General features: G+C 55.4%; 12 protein-coding genes and 1 pseudogene. 6 read left to right on the top strand and 7 right to left on the bottom strand.

Annotated features, from left to right (window positions below):
• Positions 1-70: 70 nt before the first annotated feature.
• On the top strand, positions 71-2,086 hold the full coding sequence (locus tag AC2W7L_RS10955) for an ABC1 kinase family protein (protein ID WP_486004494.1): 2,016 nt from the start codon (positions 71-73) through the stop codon (positions 2,084-2,086).
• 17 nt (positions 2,087-2,103) lie between these two features.
• Positions 2,104-2,994 (top strand): patatin-like phospholipase family protein, encoded by an 891-nt coding sequence (locus AC2W7L_RS10950; RefSeq protein WP_486004493.1) that lies wholly within the window; start codon positions 2,104-2,106, stop codon positions 2,992-2,994.
• A gap of 46 nt (positions 2,995-3,040) precedes the next feature.
• Here AC2W7L_RS10950 and AC2W7L_RS10945 read toward each other — a convergent pair whose 3' ends face one another.
• The 3 genes from AC2W7L_RS10945 to AC2W7L_RS10935 all read right to left on the bottom strand — a co-directional run bounded on the left by AC2W7L_RS10945 (position 3,041) and on the right by AC2W7L_RS10935 (position 7,974).
• Complete coding sequence (locus AC2W7L_RS10945; protein WP_486004492.1) at positions 3,041-4,228, bottom strand: PD-(D/E)XK nuclease family protein; 1,188 nt, start codon at positions 4,226-4,228, stop codon at positions 3,041-3,043.
• A gap of 320 nt (positions 4,229-4,548) precedes the next feature.
• Positions 4,549-5,013, bottom strand: a complete 465-nt coding sequence (locus AC2W7L_RS10940) for a hypothetical protein (RefSeq protein ID WP_486004491.1) — start codon at positions 5,011-5,013, stop codon at positions 4,549-4,551.
• A 174-nt stretch (positions 5,014-5,187) separates the two neighbouring features.
• Positions 5,188-7,974: a sigma-70 family RNA polymerase sigma factor gene (locus AC2W7L_RS10935; RefSeq protein ID WP_486004490.1), complete on the bottom strand. Its 2,787-nt coding sequence runs from the start codon at positions 7,972-7,974 to the stop codon at positions 5,188-5,190.
• A gap of 379 nt (positions 7,975-8,353) precedes the next feature.
• Here AC2W7L_RS10935 and AC2W7L_RS10930 point away from each other — a divergent pair, with 379 nt between their 5' ends.
• From AC2W7L_RS10930 to AC2W7L_RS10915, 4 genes are read left to right on the top strand one after another with little or no spacing between them, the layout of a single operon-like run.
• Positions 8,354-10,147: a GmrSD restriction endonuclease domain-containing protein gene (locus AC2W7L_RS10930; protein WP_062861891.1), complete on the top strand. Its 1,794-nt coding sequence runs from the start codon at positions 8,354-8,356 to the stop codon at positions 10,145-10,147.
• 44 nt (positions 10,148-10,191) lie between these two features.
• Positions 10,192-11,193: a hypothetical protein gene (locus AC2W7L_RS10925; RefSeq protein WP_486004489.1), complete on the top strand. Its 1,002-nt coding sequence runs from the start codon at positions 10,192-10,194 to the stop codon at positions 11,191-11,193.
• Positions 11,112-13,040: a PD-(D/E)XK nuclease family protein gene (locus AC2W7L_RS10920; RefSeq protein ID WP_486004488.1), complete on the top strand. Its 1,929-nt coding sequence runs from the start codon at positions 11,112-11,114 to the stop codon at positions 13,038-13,040. Before AC2W7L_RS10925 ends, AC2W7L_RS10920 begins: the two co-directional genes overlap by 82 nt.
• A complete protein-coding gene (locus AC2W7L_RS10915; RefSeq protein ID WP_486004487.1) occupies positions 13,037-16,432 on the top strand; it encodes a UvrD-helicase domain-containing protein in 3,396 nt (1,131 codons plus the stop codon). Before AC2W7L_RS10920 ends, AC2W7L_RS10915 begins: the two co-directional genes overlap by 4 nt.
• Before the next feature lie 320 nt (positions 16,433-16,752).
• Here AC2W7L_RS10915 and AC2W7L_RS10910 read toward each other — a convergent pair whose 3' ends face one another.
• The 4 genes and pseudogenes from AC2W7L_RS10910 to AC2W7L_RS10895 all read right to left on the bottom strand — a co-directional run bounded on the left by AC2W7L_RS10910 (position 16,753) and on the right by AC2W7L_RS10895 (position 25,355).
• Positions 16,753-17,244, bottom strand: a complete 492-nt coding sequence (locus AC2W7L_RS10910; RefSeq protein ID WP_486004486.1) for a helicase associated domain-containing protein — start codon at positions 17,242-17,244, stop codon at positions 16,753-16,755.
• 878 nt (positions 17,245-18,122) lie between these two features.
• Positions 18,123-21,386: a type I restriction endonuclease subunit R, EcoR124 family gene (locus AC2W7L_RS10905; protein ID WP_486004485.1), complete on the bottom strand. Its 3,264-nt coding sequence runs from the start codon at positions 21,384-21,386 to the stop codon at positions 18,123-18,125.
• Positions 21,383-22,594 (bottom strand): restriction endonuclease subunit S, encoded by a 1,212-nt coding sequence (locus AC2W7L_RS10900; RefSeq protein ID WP_486004484.1) that lies wholly within the window; start codon positions 22,592-22,594, stop codon positions 21,383-21,385. Before AC2W7L_RS10900 ends, AC2W7L_RS10905 begins: the two co-directional genes overlap by 4 nt.
• A pseudogene (locus tag AC2W7L_RS10895) lies at positions 22,595-25,355 on the bottom strand (type I restriction-modification system subunit M).
• Positions 25,356-25,758: the final 403 nt, after the last annotated feature.

Raw genomic sequence — 25,758 nt, 5'->3', positions numbered from 1 at the left:
TGATTCACGTCGCATCCTGATCAACTAGGCTGGTGATCGCGAGGGACAAAGTCAACGGAAGGGCTGACGGGTGACGATCCTCTACACCATCGGACTGGGTGTCCTCAGCGCGCTCATTGTCGGATTCCTCGTCCGGCGGATGATGCTCACCGGCACCGGAGCCGCCCGCAACACCATCGTCTCCCTCATCATGGGCCTCTCCATCTGGCCTATCACCCTCCAGGCGTACAAACTCCTCGGCATCTCCGAATCCGACCAATACCCGAACCTGTCGATGAGCTTCCCCGCCATCATGGTCTTCCTGCTGCTCTTCGCCTGGTTCATCGTCATCCAGATGTTCGTCCTCCTGGCGATCGAACTCATCATGCCCTCGGGCACTCTGAGCTCACTCATCCGCAACGCACCGAAGATCCCCACCTGGTACCGCCGCGTCAACCGCCTGGCCCAGATCCAGAAGATCCTGATCAAATTCGGCCTCTCCCGCTACCTTCGACCCAGAATCCCCACCCTCCGTGTCTCCCTCCGAGAGATCGCCGCCACCACCCGCGACGCCTTGGCCGCCTCGGGAGTCACGTTCATCAAGCTCGGCCAGTTCATCGCCACTCGCGGAGACATGATCCCGCACGAATTCGTCGAGGAGTTCTCAACCCTCCAAGCCGGAGTGAAGCCCGTTCCCTTCGCCGAGGTGAAGGACCAACTCGAAGCCGAATGGGGCCGTCCCGTCGCCGCGGTGTTCGCCGAATTCGACGAGAAACCCTTCGCCGGTGCCTCTGTCGCCCAGGTCCACCGCGCCGTGACCTGGGAAGGGCACGTGGTCGCGGTGAAGGTGCAGCGACCGAAGATCCGCAAACAGGTCCGGGCAGACTGCGATATCGTCCTCACCCTGGCCGACCGTCTCGATCGCACCACCGATTGGGCGAACAAGGTCGGCATCGCGAAGCTCGCCCGCAGCTTCGTCGATTCCCTGCAGGGTGAACTCGACTACCGCGGCGAGCTCGCCCACATCGAAGCGCTCCGCCTCGCCGATGAGAACGGCCGGTCGACGACGCAGACCGACTCGGTCGTCAATATCCCTCACGTTTACAAGGAGCTCTCCGGCCAGTTCGTCATCGTCATGGACCTTGTCGAGGGTTCCCCTCTGTCGCACGGCGCCGAGGTGGTCGACCACCTCTCGGAAATCGCGCGCAGAGAGATCGCCCAGGACCTCTTCCTCATGGTCGTCCGCCAGGTGCTCGGAAAGGGCATCTTCCACGCCGACCTCCACCCCGGAAACATTGTCGTCTCCAGCGCGGGTCGTGCCGGCCTCGTCGACTTCGGAGCCGTCGGCCGCATCGACAAACGCGACCGCCGAGCAATCGCCCTACTGCTCATGGCCTTCGACTCGCAGAACTCGCAAGCCGCGACCGCGGCAATCCTCGAGCTGCTCGGCACGCCGAGTGAGGTGAACCTGCGGGAGCTGCAGCGTGAGATCGGGCAGATTATGCTGAAGTACGGAGACGGGGCTCCTGGTTCGACCTCGGCGGCACTGTTCGGTGAACTCATCGACTTCGTCGTCGATTTCGGTTTCCCGATGCCGGCCTCAGTGGCGACGGCGTTCCGTGCCATCAGCACCCTCGAAGGTTCGATCACCCGTCTGGTACCCGAACTCAACCTGCTGGCGCTGGTAACTCAGAACGGTAAGACGTTGCTGCGCGAGGTCGGGGGACTGGGAGTCGACCGGCACGAGATGACGCTCTACGCGGCAGCGACCGCACCCCAGATCGCCGAGCTGCCCGGGCAGATTTCTCGAATTGCCGGTCACCTGCAGGACGGCACGCTCGACGTCGGAACGAGTGGGCTGAACATTGCGACGATCAAGAATCTGCTGGTCTCGACCGTCGAGCAGTTCATTCAGGTGATCGTCTCGACCGCACTCATCCTCGGTGGAGTGATCCTTATGGCCGCTGACTTCGGACCTGCCCTGGCCCCTGAGCTCAAACTCTTCACGTACTTCGGCGCCTGGATGTTACTTGCTGGTAGTGTGATTGCAGCGTTGGTTCTTGCGCCGGCGCTTAGGCAGAGGATGACTTGGGAAGGGCTCGGGTAGGCCAAGTGACGGAGCCAGTGGAGACGACGCGAATCAGCGATACCGCACTCATCTTCGAAGGCGGTGGGATGCGGGCTTCGCTCACCAGCGCCATGGTCGTCACACTGCTCAAAGCAGGACTGTCGTTCGACTGGGTCGCCGGCATCAGCGCCGGAGCATCGAACACGGTGAACTACCTGTCAGGCGATGTGTGGAGGGCGCGCCGCTCGTTCGTCGAATTCGCTGCCGACGAGCAATTTGGTGGTTTCCGGTACTTTGCTCGCGGTCAGGGCATGTTCAACGCTGAGTACATCTACCAGCAGGCTGGTGGCCCGAACGAGGCGTTGCCTTTCGACTGGGACTCGTACGAGGCGAGCACAGGGGACATGAGGATCATCGGATTCGACGCGGAGTCCGGCGAAGACGTGGTGTGGTCAAAGAAAGACACGCCGCATATCGATGACCTCATGGTCCGCGTCCGTGCCTCCTCGACCATGCCGGGCCTCATGCCGCCGGTTCACTTGGACGGGCACGTGTATGTTGATGGTGCGATGGGGGAGGACGGCGGAATCGCGTTGAGCCAGGCCCAGCGCGAGGGTTTCGAAAAGTTCGTCATCGTCCTCACCCAAGAACGTGACTACAAGAAGGAGCCGCAGAAGTTTTCGGCCGTCTATCGTGGCATCTTCCGAAAGTATCCGGTGTTAGCCGATGCATTGCTCACAAGATGGAAGCGTTACAACGAGACCCGCGAGCGAATCTTCGAGCTCGAAGCGCAAGGCAAAGCGCACGTCTTCGTGCCTGACCGAATGCCGGTCGACAACAGCACTCGCGATCTCTCACGGCTCGCGGCTGCTCACCGTATGGGGCTGTCGCAGGCGAAGCGTGAGTTGCCTGCGATACGCGATTTTCTTAGTGCGCAGTCAGCGTGATCGCAGTGAGGACGATGGTCTACCGTCCTCGCGATATAGCGCGTGACTAAGTATTCCTTCGAGCGATCGTCAACACAGCATCACGTAGACGAAGGTCATCCTGGTCAAGGCCGGCTATTACTTCAGCAAGGGTCACGTCTGTGTGAGCAATCTTGGAAATCCCGCCCGTTTCCGGGTTGTGGAGAGTGACGAAGACCTGTGAATAGTCAGGTTCATCAATTGCCTCATCGGCACGCTTGTTTTCAACCACCGCGGTGGGCCCAAACTCCAGAAAGACAGTCGGCTCAGAATCCGTACGTTGCAACTCAACGCACCATTCCCACTGTCCAACAAAGCGAGTTACGACCTTCTCTACGAGTCCAGACTCAAGAGCAGCATTGACCTGGTCCACGAGAACCGATCGCGAGTAGTTGCGTAAACGCTCCTTCACTCTGGCCAAAGTCGCGCGGCTATCTTCGAACTGCTTTCGCGCATGCTCGGCGACCAATTCGGCAAACTCTTGAGTCGCTCGATCGCGCGGTCGATACCCGTACCGGGCTGATTCCCCGGTCTCACACATGGCTTTGATGAAAGATACTTGGTCGGTGACATTCACTGTTTCCGGGCCTTTCACGAAGTGCTGGTACATCTGATTGATGAAGAACATCTGCTCGGGGTGTTCGCGACGCCACTTCGAATCACTATCGACTCCAGCTTTGAGGTCGGACAGCACTTCCGCGTAAGTCACCACGGAAGCTTGTTCCCAGCCGCCTTTCTGTAGGTGAGCTTCGTGACGGTGACAGAGCAGGACCACCACGGCACTTCTCCCGCCTGCGGATCCGTGAGCTAGATATTGCTGGTAACTATGCCCGTGCCCATCGGACGTTCCGTAGTTTTCAATGACGAGAGCCGCATCATCCCGCCATAGAACAATATCGGCGATGTCGATGCTATCGTTGGGATCGCCGTCCTCACCCGTGCGGGTGTCTACTTCTTGCACCACACGATATCCAGCAGTCGGTAGTTGTTCGCTGCTGTGCGCGCGTTCATTGACTCTTTCCACAAATGCAGTCTGAACCTTGTCGCCCAGACCATGGGTCTCATCGGCTGCTAGTAGCCACGCAAATACATTCGACAGCTGTTTCTCGTGCGTCCCGTGATGCATCACTCGAAAGATGTTGAAAGTTGCAGACAGGCTCTTCGACAGTGACGGCAGAAGGGCTGTGACAAAGTCATTCATTTCAGGCACATCCATAAACTATCGTCTGGGGCGTTCTCTTCGTCGACAAATGCGATAGTGCAATCAATTCACTCGAATTCTGTCTGCCACGTAGATGCGCAATTCCAGCTCGCCCTATTAGTCGACGAGCTCGCGACCGGATGCGGCTCTCCATGCAATGTGATCAAGCGCGCGGGGATCGACATCCATCGCTTTCGCAGTCTGAGTCATCAGGACTCTTGCTCTAGTGACACTCAGCTCAGTTGCCTCTCCCAAAGCGTCTGCAAGGAAACGCAAAATCATCCGATCAGGCTTGACTGAGGGCAAGCCAGCCAGGATGAGAAGGTAACTGTAGGTCACCCCGGAACTTTGACTCGGTAGACGTTTCCAGCCGCGAACCACGCAGTTGTCGAGCGGTTTCTCTCTGACCCTGTCGACCAGGTCGGGAACGGTATCGATACTAGGTGAACCATGAGGCAGGCAGCCTGCTCAATAATTTCAGCTTTCAGCGGTGCGCCGGGTCTGGTATGGGCAGGTTTTAGATTCTGAGCAACAGTCGTTGCCCACGCGCGAGCATCACCCTTGCCTCGAATAGACTCGGCAAGATCTCGAGCGCCGTGTCGTTCTCCACCAGCCTTCTTGTACCGTTCGACGACATTCACGACCGATGAATAGTGTGATCCGGTCGAATAGATCGAATCGATGATGCAGAGCGCCAGGCTGTGGGGATACCCGTCAGGAGTCTTCCACAGTGTTGGATCTCCGAGATGAGTTTCGCAGTACTCGACCAGGGTCTTTATCTCTTCTGCGGTAACAGCCACCTTGCCACTCCTTTGGTCTCTTGGCCTTGACACAAGCATACGAACAGCTTTGCCTCCGGAGAAATATAAGTTCGTCCAATCAGCGCGGTTCAAAGGAAGTGCCGTGGACCACCATCGCGGATGCATTGCCTGAAGTACCAGACCTAAAAGTCGAAAGGTGCAGCGGGGCAACTGCTATGAGCCGAATACCATCAACAAGTTGCGCTCAGGCGGTTTGCGGCCTTCCGGAGCCAGGCGATCGGGGTTTGGATCATTCTCATTCGATGGCCCATCAGCCTCCGCCATTGGCGCATCTGAATTGATTCGTCGAAGTACAGGTTTGGGCTTTGTCGGAACTGGGATTCTGACTTCTTCGAGATAAGGATGTGACTCAAGTTCTTCGCCTAGCTTCTTGAGCGACAGCTTTTCCAATTGACGGATCCGTTCACGCGTTACATTGAATCGTATGCCAATGGCGTCTAGCGTCTGGACGGGGTTGCCGTTCCAGCCGAACCGACTGCGAATAATATCGGCTTCGCGGGCTGGCAATTTGTCCACAATAGAGTTGATTGTTGCTAGGAACTCTAGATCGACGACTCGCGTCTCGGGATCAACAGTGAATACCTCAGAGTTGGCAACGCGATCGTCCAATGACATTCGGCTCTCTGCGTAGTGCCCGTCCCACTGGAGATCGAGGTATGCATCCAGCGAATGGGGCTGAATCCGAAGGGCCCGCTCAACTGCCGAATGATCATGGTCGCAGACAGCACGTGACTTGTCGTCCTTCCAACATTCCCAGAACTCGGGAAACTTCTCGACGAGGTGAACGGGAATGCGAATCGTGTTGGAGAAATCGGCATTGCCGCGTTCGATACCCTGACGAATCCACCAGGTTGCGTAGGTCGAGAACTTGTTTCCCCTGGCATAGTCGAACTTCTGTACGGCTCGGACCAAACCGAGGTTGCCTTCCTGAATGCGGTCGAGAAATTCTACTTTGGAACGGGGGTATTTCTTGGCGATCGACACGACCAAGCGGAGGTTGGAAGCGACCATCTGGTTGAACGCTGTGCGGCCATCGGCCCGAACCCGCTCAAGTTCATGGCGTTCTCGTCGCGTTGAATACCGACCCAGCCCCAGGAGATGATCGGCGTACAAGCCTGCCTCGATTCGCTGCGCGACTTCAGCCTCTTCTTCTGCACTGAGCAGCGGATACTGTCCGATCTGCTTCAAATACAGGGCCTCTAGATCCTCGGGATCGGGTACTGTTCGAAGCACCTCGGGCAGTTCACTCTCGTCATCTACTTCCTTGAGAAGGACAAACGGTTGAGGGACGACGTTGGGCGTTTCAGGCGCTTTGACTAAATTTGGTTCGCCGGCGTCGGGCACCGAATCATCGATGCTCACCGCAGTCTTCCACGAAGAGCCTTCGCCCCCCGACTCATCAGTTCCGGGAGCCGACGAGGTGGGATATTCCCGCCGTTCAGGTGCGGGCGCTCGCAGGAACTTCCTCAGCTCGCGGATCTGTGTTTCGGTGAAGTCCGCGACCCGTCGCGCAGAAGGAATGACCGCGCCGAACTGCTGGTCACGGTTCCGAGTCTCGTCCTCAACGGTGTTGATGGCGTAGAGGACGACGAATCGCCCGTGACGCCCGTCGGACTTGCGGCGGATGATTCGACCGAGACGCTGAATCGTCTGGCGGGGTTGCTTGCTTCCTGAAAGCACGACAGCGAGGTCGGAATCAGGTACGTCGATGCCTTCGTCGAGAATCTTCGGAGCACACAGGACCTTCGCCAATCCATTGGCAAACAGCTGCATTGCACCGCGCCGTTCATGCGGCTTCGAGTTCGAAGAGACAGCCTTGGTCTCGATACCCGAACGCTGAAGCAAGTGTGCCGCTTGAGTCGACGAATCGACGGTCTGCGAAAACACCAGAGTTCCCTGCGACTCGGCAATGACCGGCGAAATGCCCTCAAGTATCTTCATCTTGTTCTTGGCATTGGTAAGTACCTGCTGCCGCTTCACGACCGCTTCCAGATACTTTCGAGCCATGAACACGACGGGAGATGGATCGTTCTTGCGTTTGGCCAAGGATTGGACTGTCAGCATGAACTGATCGAACGAAACGTCTTGGAGATTCAGCTTGTTCTTCAGCGACATGCCGAACTTGCTGATGGCAGAACTTGCCACTTGATAGTCGCCGCGCTCCGAGTTGGTTAGAGTGACCCCGACAAACGCAATGTCGAACTCTGCGATGACAGCGTCTGACAGCGCTCGGTCGTACCACATCTGGAATACGACGCTGCCGAAATAGGGATCAAGCACTTTTGTGTTCGCTTTGTCGGGTCTTTGGTAGGTTGCCGTCAAACCAAGGCGGTAGCAGAAGTCAGATTGCAACGCCTTTGAAAATGACTGTGCCGCATATCGGTGGCACTCGTCGGCGATGAGCAGGCCTTCGGAATGCTCTTTCAGCAGATCGCCACGAGTAGCCGAATTGATGATGGCCACCAGAATGTCGCAAGAAGAGAGCGAATCCTTCCGCCCATTTCCAAGCGTCCCAACATCTGCCTGGGGAAGCGTCTCCATCAGCCGGCGCTGCCATTGAGTCTGCAGATCTGCGGTCGGTACGAGGACCAGAACCTTGATCCCTTGACGAAACGCCTCGAACGCTGCCGTGATACCGATCATCGTCTTACCCGCGCCGGTCACAGCTTCGACAACGCCGCGGCATCGTGACTGGTGCCAGGCGTCCAGCGCTTCGGCCTGCCACGCCCAGAGGTGAGGATTGACTTCGATGCTTGGCCGAGAAACGACGATATTGATGAAATGATCGTTGGCCGGGGGAGTCGGCTGCACAGCATTGACCACGTTGGCTGCAACGGCTCCGTTGCCGCTGGGCGACAGTGTGGCGCTCGGGTCATCAATGCTGTGAGCAGAGTTGATCAACGTCCGAACAGGTGTCTGCTTAACAGCACGAACATCCATCGCTGGCTCCTTTTTCAGGTGTTTGAAACAACAGTAGATGTCAGCACTGACATAAGGGATGCTGGGGTCTGACTTTGTTCACGCTGTCAGGCACGAAATCGAAATGACAGGGCACAAAAGCTCTTCGAATCCTGTCAGTTTCGGGTCCGGCTCAAGTGCAGAAATGCCAGCTGCCGAGCCGATTGCAGTTGATGTGCAATCCTGAGCATTTCGCTGAATCGCCGCCCGAATCCCAACGTGGAAAGGGGCTCTGCCCAAAGGTGATTGTTCAATCGGCACGGTCCACTTTCAACCCGCTTGGAACACCGTCGAATCACCGCTGTTGTAGTGTGAGTGAGGCGTTACACGACAAGTCCGCTAGGGGAACGAGGGAGCCAAAGTGGCCAAATATACGGTGCGGCAGGAACAGGTCGATACGCTGCTCAGCTGGGTCAAAAGTGGGCAGATCGCGATCCCGGAGCTGCAGCGTCCGTTCGTATGGTCGTCAACCAAAGTCAGAGATCTGCTCGACTCCCTCTACAACGGGTACCCTGTCGGCTACCTCATCACCTGGCAGAGCCAGGATGTCGGATTGAAAGACGGTTCGACTTCTGGGTTCAAACAGATCCTCATCGATGGCCAACAGCGCATTACGGCAATGACCGCTGCCCTCGTCGGCCATGAAGTCGTCGATAAGAACTATGCGAAGAAGCGAATCAAGATCGCGTTCAATCCCCAGACCGAGAAGTTCGAGACGCTGACTCCGTTCCTCGACCGTGATGACGCATGGGTCTCGGACATCGCGGAATTCATGAGTTCATCGGCAACGACATTCGGCTCGATCAACCACTACCTGTCGCGGAACCCCGAGGCAGACGAAACGTCAGTGGTGAAGTCGTTTGAGAAGCTGGCCGGTATACACAATTCCCAGGTCGGCATCATCACGCTGGCTGACGACCTCGATATCAACACGGTCACAGAGATCTTCATCCGCATCAATTCCAAGGGGGTGACACTCTCAGGCGCTGACTTCGCGATGAGTAAGATCTCCAGCCACGGCGAATTCGGGTCCAATCTGCGGAAGCTGATCGACTATTTCTGCCACTTGGCCAAACACCCCCACGCCTACACCGAGATCGCGCAGAACGATCAGACATTTGCGGAATCTGGCTATTTGGACAAGATTGCCTGGCTCCGCAATGACACGTCCGACCTGTACGACCCGGACTATACCGATGTCATTCGAGTTGCCGGACTGCGCGGCTTCGGCCGGGGCCGGATGTCGTCCCTGGTCAGCTTGCTGTCGGGCCGTGACTTCGACACGCGGACCTTCAGCGACGAACTTGGCCGGCGGTCGTTCGAAACACTTGAGAAAGTGCTCCTCGAAATCGTCAACCAGTACAGCTATCAGCAGTTTCTGCTCACCATCAAATCGTCTGGCTTCACCGTTGCGAAGATGATCAGCTCCAAGAACGCCCTCAACTTCGCCTACGCGCTGTTCATCCAGTTGAAGGCCGGAGGCACCTTGACCGACGGAGAGGTCAAGTCGATCGTTCGACGATGGTTCGTCATGTCGATGCTCACTGGAAGGTACTCGGGGTCGTTCGAAACCCGCTTCGAAGCAGACATCCGCAAGATCGCAGAGACGGGCGCCGTTGCTCTCTTGGACGAGATCGAACGGGGACAACTCACCGATGGATTCTGGAATGTGGAGCTGCCGTCGAACATGATTACGACGAGCACCCGCAGCCCCTACTTCAACACGTTCAGAGCCGCACAGATCCACAAGAACGCCAAAGGCTTCCTGTCCAAGCACATCACCGTGCGCCAGATGACCGAGGAAAGTGGAGACATCCACCATCTGGTCCCGAAGAACTACCTCGTCAGATCTGGAATCACAGACCGAAATCAGTACAACCAGATCGCGAACTTCGCGATCACCGAAACGCCTGTGAACATCGCTATTCAAGATTCTGAACCAGCGTCGTACATCGAACGAGTCGACCAACAGATCCAGTCGGGGAACCTGACTCTCGGCGAAATCGCCACTGAAACTGAACTCGAAGCGTCGTTCGCAGAGAACGCGGTCCCTCAGTCTCTTCGAAACACCTCCGCTGAGAACTATTCGCATTTCCTCAACGAGCGTCGGGCGCTGATGTCACAGTACATCCGGGATTACTACTTCGCTCTGTGAAGAAACTGCAATGAGCCGTGGATGGGCTGAGGGAAGGACCACACATGCGCATCGTCTTCGGATGGAACCTCGATCGGGCACCGTGGTCGACCGGCACCACCAGCACAACCGTGGTCACTGGACCGCTCGGCTTGCTCGGCATCCTCCAGACTCGATTGGGCACGACCCGACCCACCATCGACCGCCCCATTCGCATCGCTCAATACCGGTCGCTGCTCGCACAAGCTGACCATCCTTGGTATCGCCGGTCGTTCGCTAACGACCCCTGGAACACCGCCCACCACCTGCTCGAGCTGCGCGACGACGCGATCGAGGCCGGCTGGAAACCGCACGAGGACGGCCAGGACTACTCCGAACACCCACGACTCGACGCCTTGGCAACAGTCGAAAGTCTCGTCGTGGTCGGTCCGCCACATGACACCACCGCAACTCTGGCACCCGGTCGTGCTGACGACGTGCGCGAGACGCTCGAGCTGCTTCGGCTGCACGGAGTTAGTTGGCCGCTTGGAATCGACTCGATCGAACTGCGCGACAAGAGGGACACTCTCCCGCAGGTGTGGCAGGACATCATCGGCGCGGTAGAAGCTGCAGGCGTGACCGTCACGGAGTCCGCAGCACCAACGGAAACGCCGCAACTCACCATCGTGCGCGGCCCCGATACCTGGTCCACCGCCGAGGCGGCCGCTAGGTACCTCGAAAATGTGAACGACCGAGAGCGCATCTGCATCATGCCGGCGATGCCACCACTGTCCTCGACCAACAGCTGGCACGACGACAGGCGCCGACGCTCGGAATCGCCGACTCCAACGCAGCAAACCCGTCCGCACAGATACTCCCTGTTTTCCTCGGCGCTGTCTTGCCCCCGACCGATATCCGTCGAGTCGCCGAGTTCCTGCATCTCTCCTTCGGCACAAATGACGCAACTTCCCCCGCCACGTCGCTCGTTCCGCAGGGAGTGTCGTCGGTGCTCCTGCAAGCCCTCACCGAAGAACCGGGTATCTCCAACGATCCTGAGTCCGCGTGGATGCGCGCTCTCGACCAGTTGAAGAGCCGAACAGCCGAGAATTCCGAAATCGCCACCCGAGCGTGGGAAACCGCGCAAGCACTTGACGGTTTCCTGCGTACCAGGCCGCCAGCGATCGACTCAGAAGAGCTCGACCTCGGCTCCCTCAACCCCGCATTGGACTGGTTGGCTACACGCCTGCGCAGACTGAACGGCAACCGCATCGCTGACACAGCACGGGACGACACCACCGCATTGATCGCCGAGGCGGCCACCCACCTCGCGTCCTTCCGCGCCGCCATCTCCCGGCTCGGTACGAACACCATCCGAGTCCGCGAGCTCTTCGACATCGCAGAATCTAGTGCACCGATTGCGACTCGTTCCGACGCCCATGCCCAAGCGGCTTACTGGACTGTCGTCACCAGCCCCGCAGAAGTCCCGGAAGGCTCGGATACCGTCGTCTGGTGGTGCTCACAGCGCTCAGCCACCTCAGCGAACGAGACCTGGGACCCAGCCGAAATCGACGCATTGGCGCAATCAGGAGTCCGGATCTCCACCTCGACAGAGAAAGAACGACTGAGACAAGCCGCCGAACTCGACGGTCTCCGCGCCGCTGCAAACCTCATCTGCTTCTGCCCCGAAACCAGCCGAGGCGAACCGGTGACCCTTCACCCCGTACTTTCACGACTGGCAGAAGACATTGCCGTAGCAGATGGCGACCGTTTTCCAAATGGATCGGTCGACACTGTGCTTTCCGACCCGACGGTCGCTCGGTCCGTCGCGGATCTCATCACAGACGGGACATGGCAACTGGATGACGTGGCGATTCCGACGTCGACGGACAGCCTCGAACAGTTCACTGCCCCGAACAGAGTCTCACGCGTCCTCGAAGGCGACTTCCGCCACCTCTTGCCGGAGACGCTGTCCTTCAGTCAGATCGACCAGTTGCTCTCCGACCCGTTGGGCTGGACACTCGAACGCGGCCTCGGCCTCAGCCGCGGGTTCACTTTCGACATCCCCACAGACAACCGCATGATCGGCAACTTGGTTCACGCCGTAGTCGAATACCTCGTGCAGGCCAGGAACGACAGCGACAACTCGGCGACCACACCCGTCGACATCGCGAAGACCTTCGACCGCTTAGTCCCACGGTTCGCTTCCGAGCTGCTCCTGCCGGGGCAATTGGCACGTAAAAACACGATCAGGTCCACCGCAACCGCGTCGTTGGTTCATCTGTTCACCACGCTCAGTAATCGCGGCATTACGATCGTCGGCGCCGAAACCGGCTTCGACCACGACTGGGTACTGACCGTCGCTGGCGAAGCAATGACCGTTCGGCTGAGAGGACAGCGCGATCTTGAAGGCGCGTTCAGCGACAGTCGACCGGCAATCATCGACCTCAAGTGGGCGAACTATGAGAAGCGCTATCGGACGATGATCGATGACGGTGAAGCCGTCCAGTTGAGCGTCTACTCACGCACCATCGATTCCCCGACGGGTGCCAACCCACTCACCTCGTACTTCATGCTCAAACAAGGACGATTCATCTCGACCGACTCCGGCCTCGACGAGAACTACAATGCCGGAGCAGCCGACAGTTTCGACGATGACGGTAACGGCCTCGGCGGTGATCCTGCCGGACTATGGCCGCTCATTCAATCCTCGATCGAACACACACTCTCGGCCATCGCCACCGGTCACTTCGACTCACTGAATGCGGACGTTCACGCCGAATTCGGCGCCAATCCCCAATCCAGGAACACACAGGTCGACAAAGCGCTCAAGACCCTCAAAGCGGATGAGTTGGATGAGGGCCGACTCTTTGTGGTCAAGAACCAGTCCTACAGCAACTTCAACCTCATCTATGGCATCGCGGGGGACCACTCATGAGCGTTCACGTCATCACCGCTTCGGCGGGCTCAGGAAAGACCTACCGACTGACGGAAGTGCTCTCCGAACGACTGTCCCAGACAACAGACGACGGTCAACCCGTATTGCGAGCCAGCGAAGTCATCGCCACCACCTTCACCGTCCGCGCAGCAGCCGACCTCGTCGAAAAGACGCAGAAGCGACTCCTCGACGATGGGAACATCACAGCCGCCGAGGAGATCAGCACCGCCCTCATCGGCACCATCAACTCGATGTCCGGCCGCCTGGTCACCGAATACGCCATCGACGCGGGATACTCGCCCGAGCTGCGCGTCCTCGAGGAGCAAGAACAGGAGATCGTCTTCACCACAGCCGTCGACGAGGTCGTCGCTGGGGTGGAAGCCACCCACCGTGACCTGCTCGCCCGGACCAGTCACAATGGCAGCCTCGATGACGCGAACTCATTCGGTCATGGCCCTGAAATCTGGTCCAAATTGGTCAGGGCCGTGGCAGAGACGCGCGGCGACACTCGCGCAGAACTCAAACAATCGGCTCGCGAATCAGCGACACTTTTCCTCTCCGCCCTCCCCGCAGGTGATGGGGACGGACGGCAGAAATGGCGTGACACCCTGGCTAGTGACATCGAAGAGCTCCGCGAAGCTTTGCGGAGCTTCCAGGCCGGTGAGGAACCGCCGGCCGAGGGACTCAAGGTGACGAAACGCAGTGAGGGGAACGTCGAAGGCAGTCTCGTCTCCCTCGACCGTTTCCTCCGGGACCTCGACACCGGCACCGAGGAGGCCGACCCCTTCACGCGGATCCCCTGGTCAACGTGGGCGAAGATTGCCAATGCGAAGTACTCGGCTGTGCCTGGTGGGAAAGCCCCCGGCGCAGTGCCGAAACAGATCCTCGAAGACTCGAGCGCTTGCCTCGTCTCCGACGAACTCCTGGCCAACTCCGCCCTCCATGCGGACATCGAAGCACTCATCAGTCTCGTCATCGACACAGCCATCACCTCACTGTCGGCATATGAGGAGCACAAGAACAGCCTCGGCGTCATGGACTTCGTCGACCAGGAAGTCCGCGCCCTGGAATTGCTGCGCAACAATGATCGAGTCCGAGACTCGGTGGCATCCAGGTACAAACTGCTCGCCGTCGACGAGTTTCAAGACTCCTCACCCATCCAGTTGGCAATCTTTATGGAGCTCGCCGGCCTCGTCGATGAAGTCATTTGGGTGGGGGACCGCAAACAAGCAATCTACGGTTTCCGCGGGGCCGACCCTGAACTGATGAACGATGTCTTCTCAGCACTCATCGAGGGCAAGACCGACCTTGGCACCGCCACCTCGGAGAACCTCGGGGCGTCCTGGCGTTCCACTGAGCCGGCACTTGAGCTGTCGAACACGATCTTCAGCTCGGTATTCGCCGACCAGAAGAAGAACGAAGTGGAGCTGATGATCCCCGAACAGCGGGAGCACCTGCGCCACATCGGCAGCCGCGAACTCTGGGTACCGACCACAACCACGGGCGGGGCGCGTTCTGCGGACACTCGGATGGGCAAAGCCATCGCCGCGGGAGTCGAGGACTTCCTCCAGCGCTCGCCCCAACTGCCTGACGGTGAGGTCAAACAGGGCGATATCGCGGTCCTCGTCCGCACGAATTCGCAGGTGGCCAGGGTCGTCGACCAACTCCGTGAACGAGGCATTCGCGCGGTAGGCTCGACGAACGATCTGCTCTCGACGCGGGAAGGACAGTTTGTCGCTGCCGGATTGGCCGCGGTCGTCGACCAGAACGATGCGGTGGCGCTCGCCGAGCTCGTCACTCTCATGCCCGACCACGGCAGTCACGACTCTTGGTTCGAAGACGCGGCACGGATCGTCGACAAGAAAGAACGGCGTGACCATCCCCAGACTTGGTGGAACGACCCGGCATTAGCAGCGCTATCTGAACTGGCGCTCAACGCTGCTCACTACTCACCGGTCGACCTACTGCTCGGCATCATCGATGCCCTCGACCTGCCGCAGCGGATCAAAGCGTGGACGACACCGGAGAACCGTCTGGCAACGCTTGATTCCCTGTGCCAGATCGCCGGTGAATATGCGGACGTTTCGGAACAGACGCGTTCGCCGGTCACTCCGGCAGGCCTGCTCGATCACCTCACCGAGGCGGCCGGATCCTATGAGCAGACGACGGCCCATGACGCCGTGCTCGTGACGACGATGCACCAGTCGAAGGGTCTGCAGTGGCCAGTTGTCATTGTCGGTGTACCTGTAGATAAGGACTATGGGCACAGAGAGATCACCGTGGAGAAGGCATCTGTCTTCGACGCGCGGTACCCCTTGGCGAATCGTGCTCTGCGGTATCTGCCTCGCGTGCTCAAAGGCTACGACCCGCTGAAGGACCGATTGCGGCACCTCGACGCGGTCAGTCGCGCGAATCAGGCAGAAAAAGATGAGACCGCGCGACTGCTCTACGTTGCGCTCACTCGTGCTGAAACGTACAGCATTGTGGCGTTCGGAGATCCTGCAGGGAAGGACAACGTCCTCACCAAGTCTGTTTCTGAAGACCTCCTTGAGTGGGACCTGCCGACGATCACTGACCAGAGTGTCGGAGCGACCGAGGAGAATGGCATCCTGCGCATCGCCAACCGGCGCGACCACGGTGGCGGAACCACGGTGCATGATCTGCCGATGCGGATCAGTGCCTTCCCGACTGACGTCGAAGAGAGATCGGCAACTGATACGGCTGGCCCGCCGCGTTCATTCTTCGCCCGCACAGACATTCCCGTCAGAAACTCCGCGCCCACAGGTGCTGGATTGCCAGCACGGTTCACCGCGAGCAATGTGCCCTCAGACGGAGTTGAGGCGGACGTGAAGATTCTCGCCGAGTTGGGGGAGCCGCTGGTGGCGAGGGGCGACAAGGACTGGGACCGGGTCGGCGATGCAGTCCACGCCTACTTGGGATTGCCGTTGGCGAAGCTGACGGATGAGTTGAGGGGTGCGGCAGCTGAGAGGATCCTCTCGCGCTGGGATGCCGACGGTGTGTTGAATGCGGATCTGCTCATCGAGGTCGGCAACCGATGGAACGAATGGGTTAAGACGACGTACCCCGGCGCGGAGGTGGTCACGGAGTCCCCAATCGCGTTGCGCAACGATGATGCACAGGTGATGCAAGGATGGATCGACGCGCGTATTCTGCTGCCCAACGGAGAACACATTCTCGTCGATCACAAGTCCTACCCCGGAACCGATCCGATCGACCATATTCGTGACAAGTACCTCGGGCAGATGGCCGTCTACCATCAGGCACTGCAAATGACCGCCGGCACTGCCCCGATCCAGGTGCTCATCCACCTGCCACTAGTGGGTGCCATCTACGAAGTCCAGCGTCCTATGATGCAAGGGACAATCAAATGAGAAGACGTGGCCCGTCAATCAAAGGTGCACGATGCCCCGTCTATGTGTGTATTGGAAACTCGCGACGCCTGATGGACGAAGGTCGGGTAGGTGTCGAGACCAGTCCATTTGTTCGAGACTTCGTCACCAGTCGCTGAGCCACCCACTTACATGAGTGTTCCGGGGCCGTTTTCGAGTCACTCACAACACGAAATGTGTGTCGACGCGACAAAACATCCTCACTGGTGGATGACGCAAAAGACCAGATGAGGTCCACGGGCATTTATCGCTATGGCTGAGGTCGAGCAGACGTCAAGGAAGTAGTAAGTGACAGCGTCCCGTCATCCTGACACGCGCTTGCCTCGTCCCGGATTCCAATTGATGTTCAATCTCGTGGCTTCGCGTACGACAGTTGTAGGCAGAGTGCCCAGCCGATAAGCGCTACGCAGGCGAGCGATCCAACGGCCAGCGGTGGGCCAATCGTTCGTGCCTTCATTCTGAGGGACGTTGATGTGTCCATGCTGGCGATAATAGTCTTCAAGCTTACTAAGACAATTGAGATAGTCGCGTTCTCGACGCTCGGCTCTCGTCGGTGGCCTTGGTTTCAGCGCGTGGTACGGGGGACTAAATCTCACACCAAGTCGTTTGGCCTCTGCCACCTGGCTGTCAGTCAACTTACCGGAACGAAATTTTGCTCGCAAATTCGACACCCAAAGTCCGATGCTCCAGCCGAGCCAAATCTCGACGTTCTTAGGGTTGGCATGACCATGATACCGGGCATAAGACGCCAAGCGAGCGATACCGCGGTCAAAGTCGACACGTCCTCTCCCCATCTATATATGGTAGCTAACATGCCGTTGTGTGTGTAGGGATCCGGGAATCAGCAATATTGGCACGTAAGAACCGATGGCAGCACTCGTAGCACGTAATTGTAGTAACTATGCAAGTACTAGGTGCCTGCAAAGCAAGCTCGGTTTTGCTCAGATCGGACCACGTCTACCTGGCGAATTAAACTATTCAATTTGCCAACTAGTAGCTTGTTCCTTTCACCAAACGTTCAGAGGAACTCCGACTGATTGAGAGAATCAAAGGATCGTCGCCGCCTCTCCAGCGCGCGATCACAAAAACCCGTTCAGCAAACCAATTGCGATCAGACGGTGAAGTCGAGTAGTCCGATGGACGCTGTCAACGGCAGTCCAGAATATTTGTGCGACTTAGTACGGACGCCTGAAGCCTAATCCAAATTAATGCCCAAGAACTGCCCTGGAACGGACAAGTGAGTCCCAAACGTCTCTTTGAACGCAAAGAACCAGACATCGTTAGCGTCACCCGGTGAGTGCTCGTTACCAGTGGGAGGACTTCTGTGTAGCCCTCTCCAGGACTTCACAAGGTACTTCGGCCATCGTACACAGTGGCCACTGAGGTGTTACTGGCTCCCAGACTCACTGCATTTAGACATAAAGACCGAATGGCACAGTATCCCTTGGCCCTCGACACCGGCTTGGTCGTCACATCGTATTGTTTTGGGGCTCGCGGCCGCTGGCCGTTCATTGGGCCAGCGATGCCCAGCTCCTCCAACCGAACAAATCCATGAAAGGGCCATCGACGAGCTCCAAAATTCCGCGATAGTGTGGTGTCCGCGGCCCAACCGGCGGAGAGCGTCACAGCGTACGTTCGAAGATCCGCCAGAAACATTCGTGAACGTTCCGAACTAGTCACGGTCGAAGTTAGTAGTTTGCCAAAACTCGACATCAAATGGTTGACGTAGAAATGTTCGTAAGAGACTCTTGAGATAAACTCGTGCTTCAAACAGGGTTGTAAAAATGCCCTTTTCTATCTCTAGCCATTCTGTGAAAACAGAGAGATCAGCAGCATCACGGAGATATCGCATAGCTTGATCTATTTGACTCGAATCGTTCCCGTTGACTGTTGTGACTCGGGACAATACTTTGTCGAACTCAATACCTGTGGCAATACTCAACTTGCTGATAAATTCGTCGCGAGTGTCAGCCTGATAGTCACAAAGATATTCGCGTAACGTCTTATCTGAGTGCATGTCGAGCCTGCCAGCCTCAAGATCGCGCAAGATCTGTCGAGACAATTCTTGGTCTTGTGCGGGCAAGCTCGCCCATGAGCTCTGAATCGCTTCCAATAGTGCCCTGCGATTCTCATCATCAATCGCGTCAGAGGCTAGCAGCTTTCGGTAGTCCGCAAACTTCTTATCAAGATAGTTGAAATCAATACGTCGACTGTCCCGCGCCGCTGCCGCGTAGTCAAGGTCGAACGCGATTGGTCCTGAGTCGTTCCCTTGACCTTCCTGATCAACTTCAGTTTGATCTACGAGGTCGGCATAGCGAGCTTGTAAGGCGGAGAAGATGTCCCGGTCCAGTGCGACCGTAACCGTATCATTGCCGCTATCTGGAAAATCGTACGCCAAAGTGTCCCAGCTGAATCCCTGAATCAAAGCCGCGTCAAGCGAATGAACCAAGTCCAAGTATGCGACTGCGAACCGCCTACGCTCCTCCAGACCTGTGGGCAACTCAGAGAAATTCTTAATACGCGCGGCACGGAAAACCTGGTCAATGACCATAAAAGCATTGTTGATTTGGAGCAATGTTCTTGGAAGCGAGTCGACAAAGACCCCTTGCTCCTGGTGTCCAGAATATAGGTCAAAAGCATCTTCGATGTTACGTTCAAGCGTTCGAACTTGCCGGTAGTAAACCACCGATCCGAATGGCTTATCTTTACCGAAGATACGGTTAGTACGAGAAAAGGCCTGGACCAGGTTGTCGTATGCCATCACTCTGTCCAAATATAGCGAGTTAACCCATTTGGAGTCATAGCCGGTTAGAAGCTGGTTTACAACAATAACGATGTCTAATTGCTGTGATTTGTCGAAATCTATACTGCGATACGGATTTTTGTGGGCCAGTCGTTTACGTACGTCATCTCGGAAATCATCAAAACGTTCACGACTGAACTGTTTATTGAATGTGGCGTTGTAGTCTTCGAGAATCTCTGTCACGCTCAAGCCGCGATCGACGCTGAATTCCGAATTTTCGTCTGCGTCGGTGAAGACTGCAGTTACGTTCAATCTCTTTACGCCAGAGACTTGCTGATTATGCAGTTTAAACTTTCTGTAATAATCTATAGCAGCTTCGATAGAATTGACTGCAAAGAGCGCGTGAAACTTTCCCCCCGACGAACGAGATGGCCACTGCTCATTAATAATGTTTGCCACAACCGTGTTCCGGTGATCTTGGGTATCCCAAGGTTCAGTCCCAGCCAAATCTTCAATACCCTTAACATAGGCGATTCTATTGCCTTCGCTGTCACGGTTATAATATCCTGCCCACGGTACTTGATTTGGGTCGTTGTAACGAAAATAGATCTCCCGCTTTTTATCGTTCTCTAAAGCATCGGCGATGCTCGCAGCCCTCGCGCGCTCCAACGCTATGTTACGGCGTAAGTGGTCGTAATTGAGGGTAGCGACGGGTTTCGTATCAAATTTTAGAACATTGGCGTCGCGCAACCCGTAATAGATTGAGTAGCGATGAAGCTCGCTTCCGAAAAGTTCGGCAGTCACGGTATTCTTACGTTTGTTCTCATCCTGAATCGGGGTCCCGGTGAACCCGATAAACATGGCATGTGGAAAGCGCCTCTTGAGGTTGGCAAACATTTCGCCAAACGTCGAACGGTGGGCTTCGTCAATGACGAAAAGTAGGCGTTGATTGCGAACGTGCGAAAAATCAGACTCGCTGACAGTCGAATCCTCGCTACACAAGACGTTCAATTTTTGAAGTGAAGTCACAATCAACAGGCGTTGATCATTCTTCATCGACTTAAGAAGCTGAAAAGCATTACGCGGTTGTTCAATGTCTACCGAATCATCAGCGAATCCGAGGTACTCGTCAGCCGACTGTTTTGAAAGATCAATTCGGTCAAGCACGAAAATGACTTTATCGGACAGATCGTCACGTTGAAGCAGAGCTGCAGATTTGAAGGAAGTCATTGTCTTCCCCGACCCTGTTGTGTGCCAAATGTACCCTCCTTTCTGGGTATTGCGGGTCCACTCATCTGGGTGAAGCTTGTTGACCGAATACATACGGTCCAAGATCGCATTAATAGCGTGGGCTTGATAGGGCCGCATGACCTTCAAGGTATGGTCTGCGGAGTCGGCGATAAGATAGTCGCCAATTAGGCGATGGGCCTGCGGTATGCCGATGAAATTGGCAACAAAGCCTGTCCAATCCGGGTACCACTCGTTCTCGCGGTCTGCCCAGCGGAACTGGAAGTCTGTCTTGAGGTCTTCGTAGCTGTTCGGGCGAGCGAAGTATCGCATGTCATCGGGGGTCATGCCCACAAAGACAAGGACGGCGTTAAAGAACCCAGAAAAGACCGATTCGCTCATATACTTTTGTACTTGGACGATCGCTTCTGTGGTGTCGTGATTAGATCCTTTGAGTTCGACGTGAATTAGGGGAAGTCCCCAAATCAACAGAAGGAAGTCGCCTCGGCGGTCTTTTTGAACGATGCTGCGTTTGCTGAAACGGGGCTGTTTGGCAATCTGGTAGGTACTGGCTCCTCCAGCAACCTGGCGAGGGTCGAAGATCTTGAGATAAACAATCTGCCCACAGTTGTTTGTATCGGCTTCGTTGGAGCGCTTCAGTGGTATTTCTTTACCCTGGATGAGCTCATAGACTTGACTTGGAGTTCGCATTTGTGCGATCTGGTCGACCAGCCGGCGCGTCTCGTCTTCGTTGAGCGGTACGTTATTCAAGCCATCTCTATGGATATTATTCTCGAAAACGATCTGAGTCCAATTTTGAACTAAATCGCGTTCTGAATAGTTAGTTAATACCTCTGGGCTCCAACCGTGGCGCGAAGTCAATGCTTCTATAACAGCGTCTTCAAATTCGGACTCGTCGCGGAACTGAATCGGATTTCCTTTCAACGATTGGGCCTTTCGTGTCAAGCAAAGATCAATGACTGAAACGTGCTTTTAATATTCTCGAGTTTAATCAGAAATTGGCGACGGAGAGTGATGAGTGTGTCGAGCTCGCGTAAGAAGGATCCGATGTACTGTTGTTCGGTCCTTTCGGGAAGTAGCAAATCGAGATCGAGTATTTCAGATGTTGTGAGTCCTTTAATTACGGAACCTTGGGCACTTGCGGCTGCATGTCGGAGGGCCAACTGAAGCGAGTAAGCTAAGAACTCTGGCTCTGCACCCAGACCAGATAGGTTGACGAAGTCTTGACTCGTTGCATATTCGAACGGCATGAGAGCCAGTTTGCCGACGCCAACTCGGCTGACTACCGCGATTGAATCGGCAGGTACACGCACTGCAGCGGATGCAGCCATCCCTGCGGCTGTGATGCCCTTCTTGGGAATGAGACCAAATAGCTGGCCCTCTTTCGTATCAGAGGATTGAATCCAAGGAATCTCTCCTTGCCAATATTCGGGCACCGAAGTAGCTGGGGTGCCTCCGCCACGTACTTCACCGGCTATTTCTCGGACCGTGCGCCGAGTCCATTTACGTTCGAATCCACCGAACCGAATCTCAGGTTCGGCCTCGTTCGTATGAGGGAACATTTTGATCGTCATCGTTTGCTTGACGTTGAACAACTTCACTGTTTCGCTGCGCTGTGCATCGATAAGAGTGTCGAGTCCGCGTAAGAAGGATCCGATGTACTGTTGTTCGGTGATTTCGGGAAGTAGCAAATCGAGATCGAGTATTTCAGATGTTGTGAGTCCTTTAATTACGGAACCTTGGGCACTTGCGGCTGCATGTCGGAGGGCCAACTGAAGCGAGTAAGCTAAGAACTCTGGCTCTGCACCCAGACCAGATAGGTTGACGAAGTCTTGACTCGTTGCATATTCGAACGGCATGAGAGCCAGTTTGCCGACGCCAACTCGGCTGACTACCGCGATTGAATCGGCAGGTACACGCACTGCAGCGGATGCAGCCATCCCTGCGGCTGTGATGCCCTTCTTGGGAATGAGACCAAATAGCTGGCCCTCTTTCGTATCAGAGGATTGAATCCAAGGAATCTCTCCTTGCCAATATTCGGGCACCGAAGTAGCTGGGGTGCCTCCGCCACGTACTTCACCGGCTATTTCTCGGACCGTGCGCCGAGTCCATTTACGTTCGAATCCACCGAACCGAATCTCAGGCAGTGTCATCTACTTTTGCCCCAGTAACTCGCGAAGTGCGTTCATCCCCAACTTATCGTGTGCACTGCCGGTAAGCTCATCCAACATATGTGACAATCGGGTTTCTGATGTACTTACAGCATCATTGAGGTCAGTCATCGTGGTTGCGTATTTGGATCCGAGATTGGAGACTGCATCGATCAGGTGGCTGATCATACGTTCCGGGACATCATTGGCCGCATCGCGGAAGTCTAGAATCCATTTTCTGTACAGAAGATCCTTGATCTGGGTATCGGTCAGATTCTCGACCGTGCTTTTGGTTTTTTCGTGTAGAGCAACGTCGGCCGCTTTAGCCTGTCTTTTGAGGATCGAGATGTCTGCCAGCGCTTCATCAGCAGCTAGTAACGTGGCTTCAAGTGATCCTTCTTCAAATTCAGTCTGTTTCTTCAATCCAGCAATTCGAGCGGTGATAGATGCCTTCCGATAACCACTCTGCGTTGACTCAAGGGACGACCAATCGACTTCAGGATGGTCTTGAACGAACTGTCTCCTCTCCTTGACCTTGGTCAAAGTTCGATACTCCTCCAGAGCTTCAATCTCGGGTGAAGTTACGTCGACTAGTAAATTATCCAAACGCTTTGTGACACCAGTCGAGTTGAAAGCTGTACCGTCCTTGTTGGTGATAGACACATTTCCAGCGATATAGTCGTCTTCGTTGATTGAAGCAAAAAGCTCATCTCGAGCAGTCACAGCTGTGTCCAGCGCAGTCTTTAAACGGTTGAGCTCGGCTAAGTCGTTGGCAAGGAGACTTCTCTGGACTATTTCGAAAGGCAGGATACGCCCTTTCCAACCATCAGGAATTTCTTCCTCTTGTCCATTCTTCTTCTTAATGACTAGGTGCTCGTCCACAACACGCGTGGCATCCCAGCCTTCTGACTGTATGATCTCCAAATCAGCTTGAACAATCTGCCAATGATCGGCGAAAATTTGGTAAACCTCATAGTCGTCGATAATTGGGACTGGATTTAGCCTTGCGAACAGGTCTTCCCGCAAACGGGCTTGGAACACATGCAGATCGACAGAAAGCGCGCCGTCAATTATATCTTCTCGAAGCTTCTCATTAAATCCCTTAAACGCGTTTTCAAAGTCTGCAAGGAACATCTGGGTGACTTCGTGCTCACAAACGATTTCACCAATGTGGTTGGCATCGATAAGTTCTGTGTATGGGTTGCTATCAGAAACGAAGAGGGCTTCTCGTAATCCAGGCAGCGCTTGCCAAAAATTCGCCAATTCATCAATTTCAGTTTGCGGGATGCCACCGAACATTGTGGCGTATAGGTCCCAGGAATCGACCGTCTCCGCGCTATCGATATAGCGCGGAATATTCAGATTGTAGTCATTGCAGCGTATTTCATCAAGATCGACCAGGCGTGAATATCCAGGTTCGCTCCGTCGAGCTATAACGGTATCGACAATCTTGCGTACATCACGATCACGTAGCTCGTTTTTTATTGTCGACCTTCTTGAAGCCTTTTGAAGCGTCAACGAATAATACGCCACGACTATCGCCGCGGGATTTTTTAAGCACCACGACGATGGTTGCGATACCAGTACCGTAAAATATGTTTGGTGGAAAACCAATGATTGTTTCGATGTGGTTGTTCTCAATGAGGTTGCTACGAATTGACTTCTCGTCACCGCCCCGAAAAAGAACGCCATGGGGAAGAACTATAGTTTGAATTCCGTCGGTCTTTAAATGATAAAGCTCGTGCAATAGAAAAGCAAAATCAGCTTTTTTCGCGGGAGCAAGACCGTAGGCAAAACGTGGATCACTAGAATTGCTGTTGCGGTCCCATTCAGCTGAATAAGGCGGGTTGGAAACTACCGCGTCGACATGCAACAATTTATAGGTTGACGGATTCTTTATGTCTTCGAAGATGGGCCAGTCTTGGTCTAGGGAATCCGCCTGCCGGGTAATGATACGGTCGGGGGCAATCCCGCGCATGATCAGATTCATTCGAGTTATGTTGTATGTGTCTTCCTTCAGTTCTTGGGCATAGTAGGATATGAAATCGCTTCGGCTTGTCTGACGCGACACCGATTCTCCGATGTTGAGTAGCAGGGAGCCAGACCCTGACGTTGGGTCGTAGACATCGATACTTTGACGATCTTTAAGATGGTCAGCTACCAACTCGGCCATCACTAGGGCGACTTGGTGCGGAGTATAGAACTCTCCGTCAGATCGTCCAGCGTTGGCCGCGAATTTACCAATCAAGTATTCGTATACGTAACCAAGGACGTCGTAGTTTTGCTTATTGCCTGTCGGCACCAGTTTGATAATGTTCATTAACTGGCGGAGTTTCCTTGCTTGTACTGACGCGTTTTCGCCAAGTTTGTCTATGCTATTTTGGAAAGACTTAAAGATATTCTTGAATAGTAGTTTGCCGCTGCCGTGGAGATTTTCATCGAAGTGTTTTAGTCCGTTGGCTACATCACTTGCGAGCAGATCGCTGCCTTTAGACAGCCATGTAGTAAATAGATCCTCGTGTGCTATGAAATAGTGTAATTCGTCCTTGACTTCTGTAGCACCGAAGCTCTTTGGGTCGGAAAGTTCCTCTTCCACTCGGTCTTTGGGTAGACCCGATTCGACAAGAAAGTTCACTTCGCGGTCAGAGAGGAACTTATAGAACAGGAAGCCAAGGATGAAGTCTTTGTAGTCGTTGGCGTCCAGGCTTCCGCGCATTTTGTTGGCCATCGCCCACACCTTGGACGCGAGATCTTGCTTGTCCATGTAGCACTCCTTGATTGTCCGACTCGGAAGAGTCCGAGGTCCTTTAGCCTGACGTACTTGAATCTAGAACCAGTGACGTATATTGCTACATGGCAGCAGTTTTCACGTTCGTTCGCTAGTCACTATGCGGGTAGAAGACGGAATTGGCGTTAGGGGGGGTATTTTGCTAATGCGTCGTCATGACTGGAGGGATCGGTCGCTGTTGAGCAGAGATGATTTGTAGGTTTATGCGTCCAATTGAAACAGTGAATTAGGATCCGCTTGATATGCAGTTATCACTTGGAGGCCTTTTGAAATGAATGCTGGTCAGCTCAAACTGTACGGTAGGTAGGGTCGGCGAGAGACTTGAATTCAGGTTCAATTTGTGAACGTCCTGTAACTTACATTCGAATCGTTTTTTGTT

It is taken from the genome of Brevibacterium sp. LAARM3_SD1, from assembly GCF_057364765.1.
This window is presented reverse-complemented; position numbering and strand designations above follow the sequence as displayed.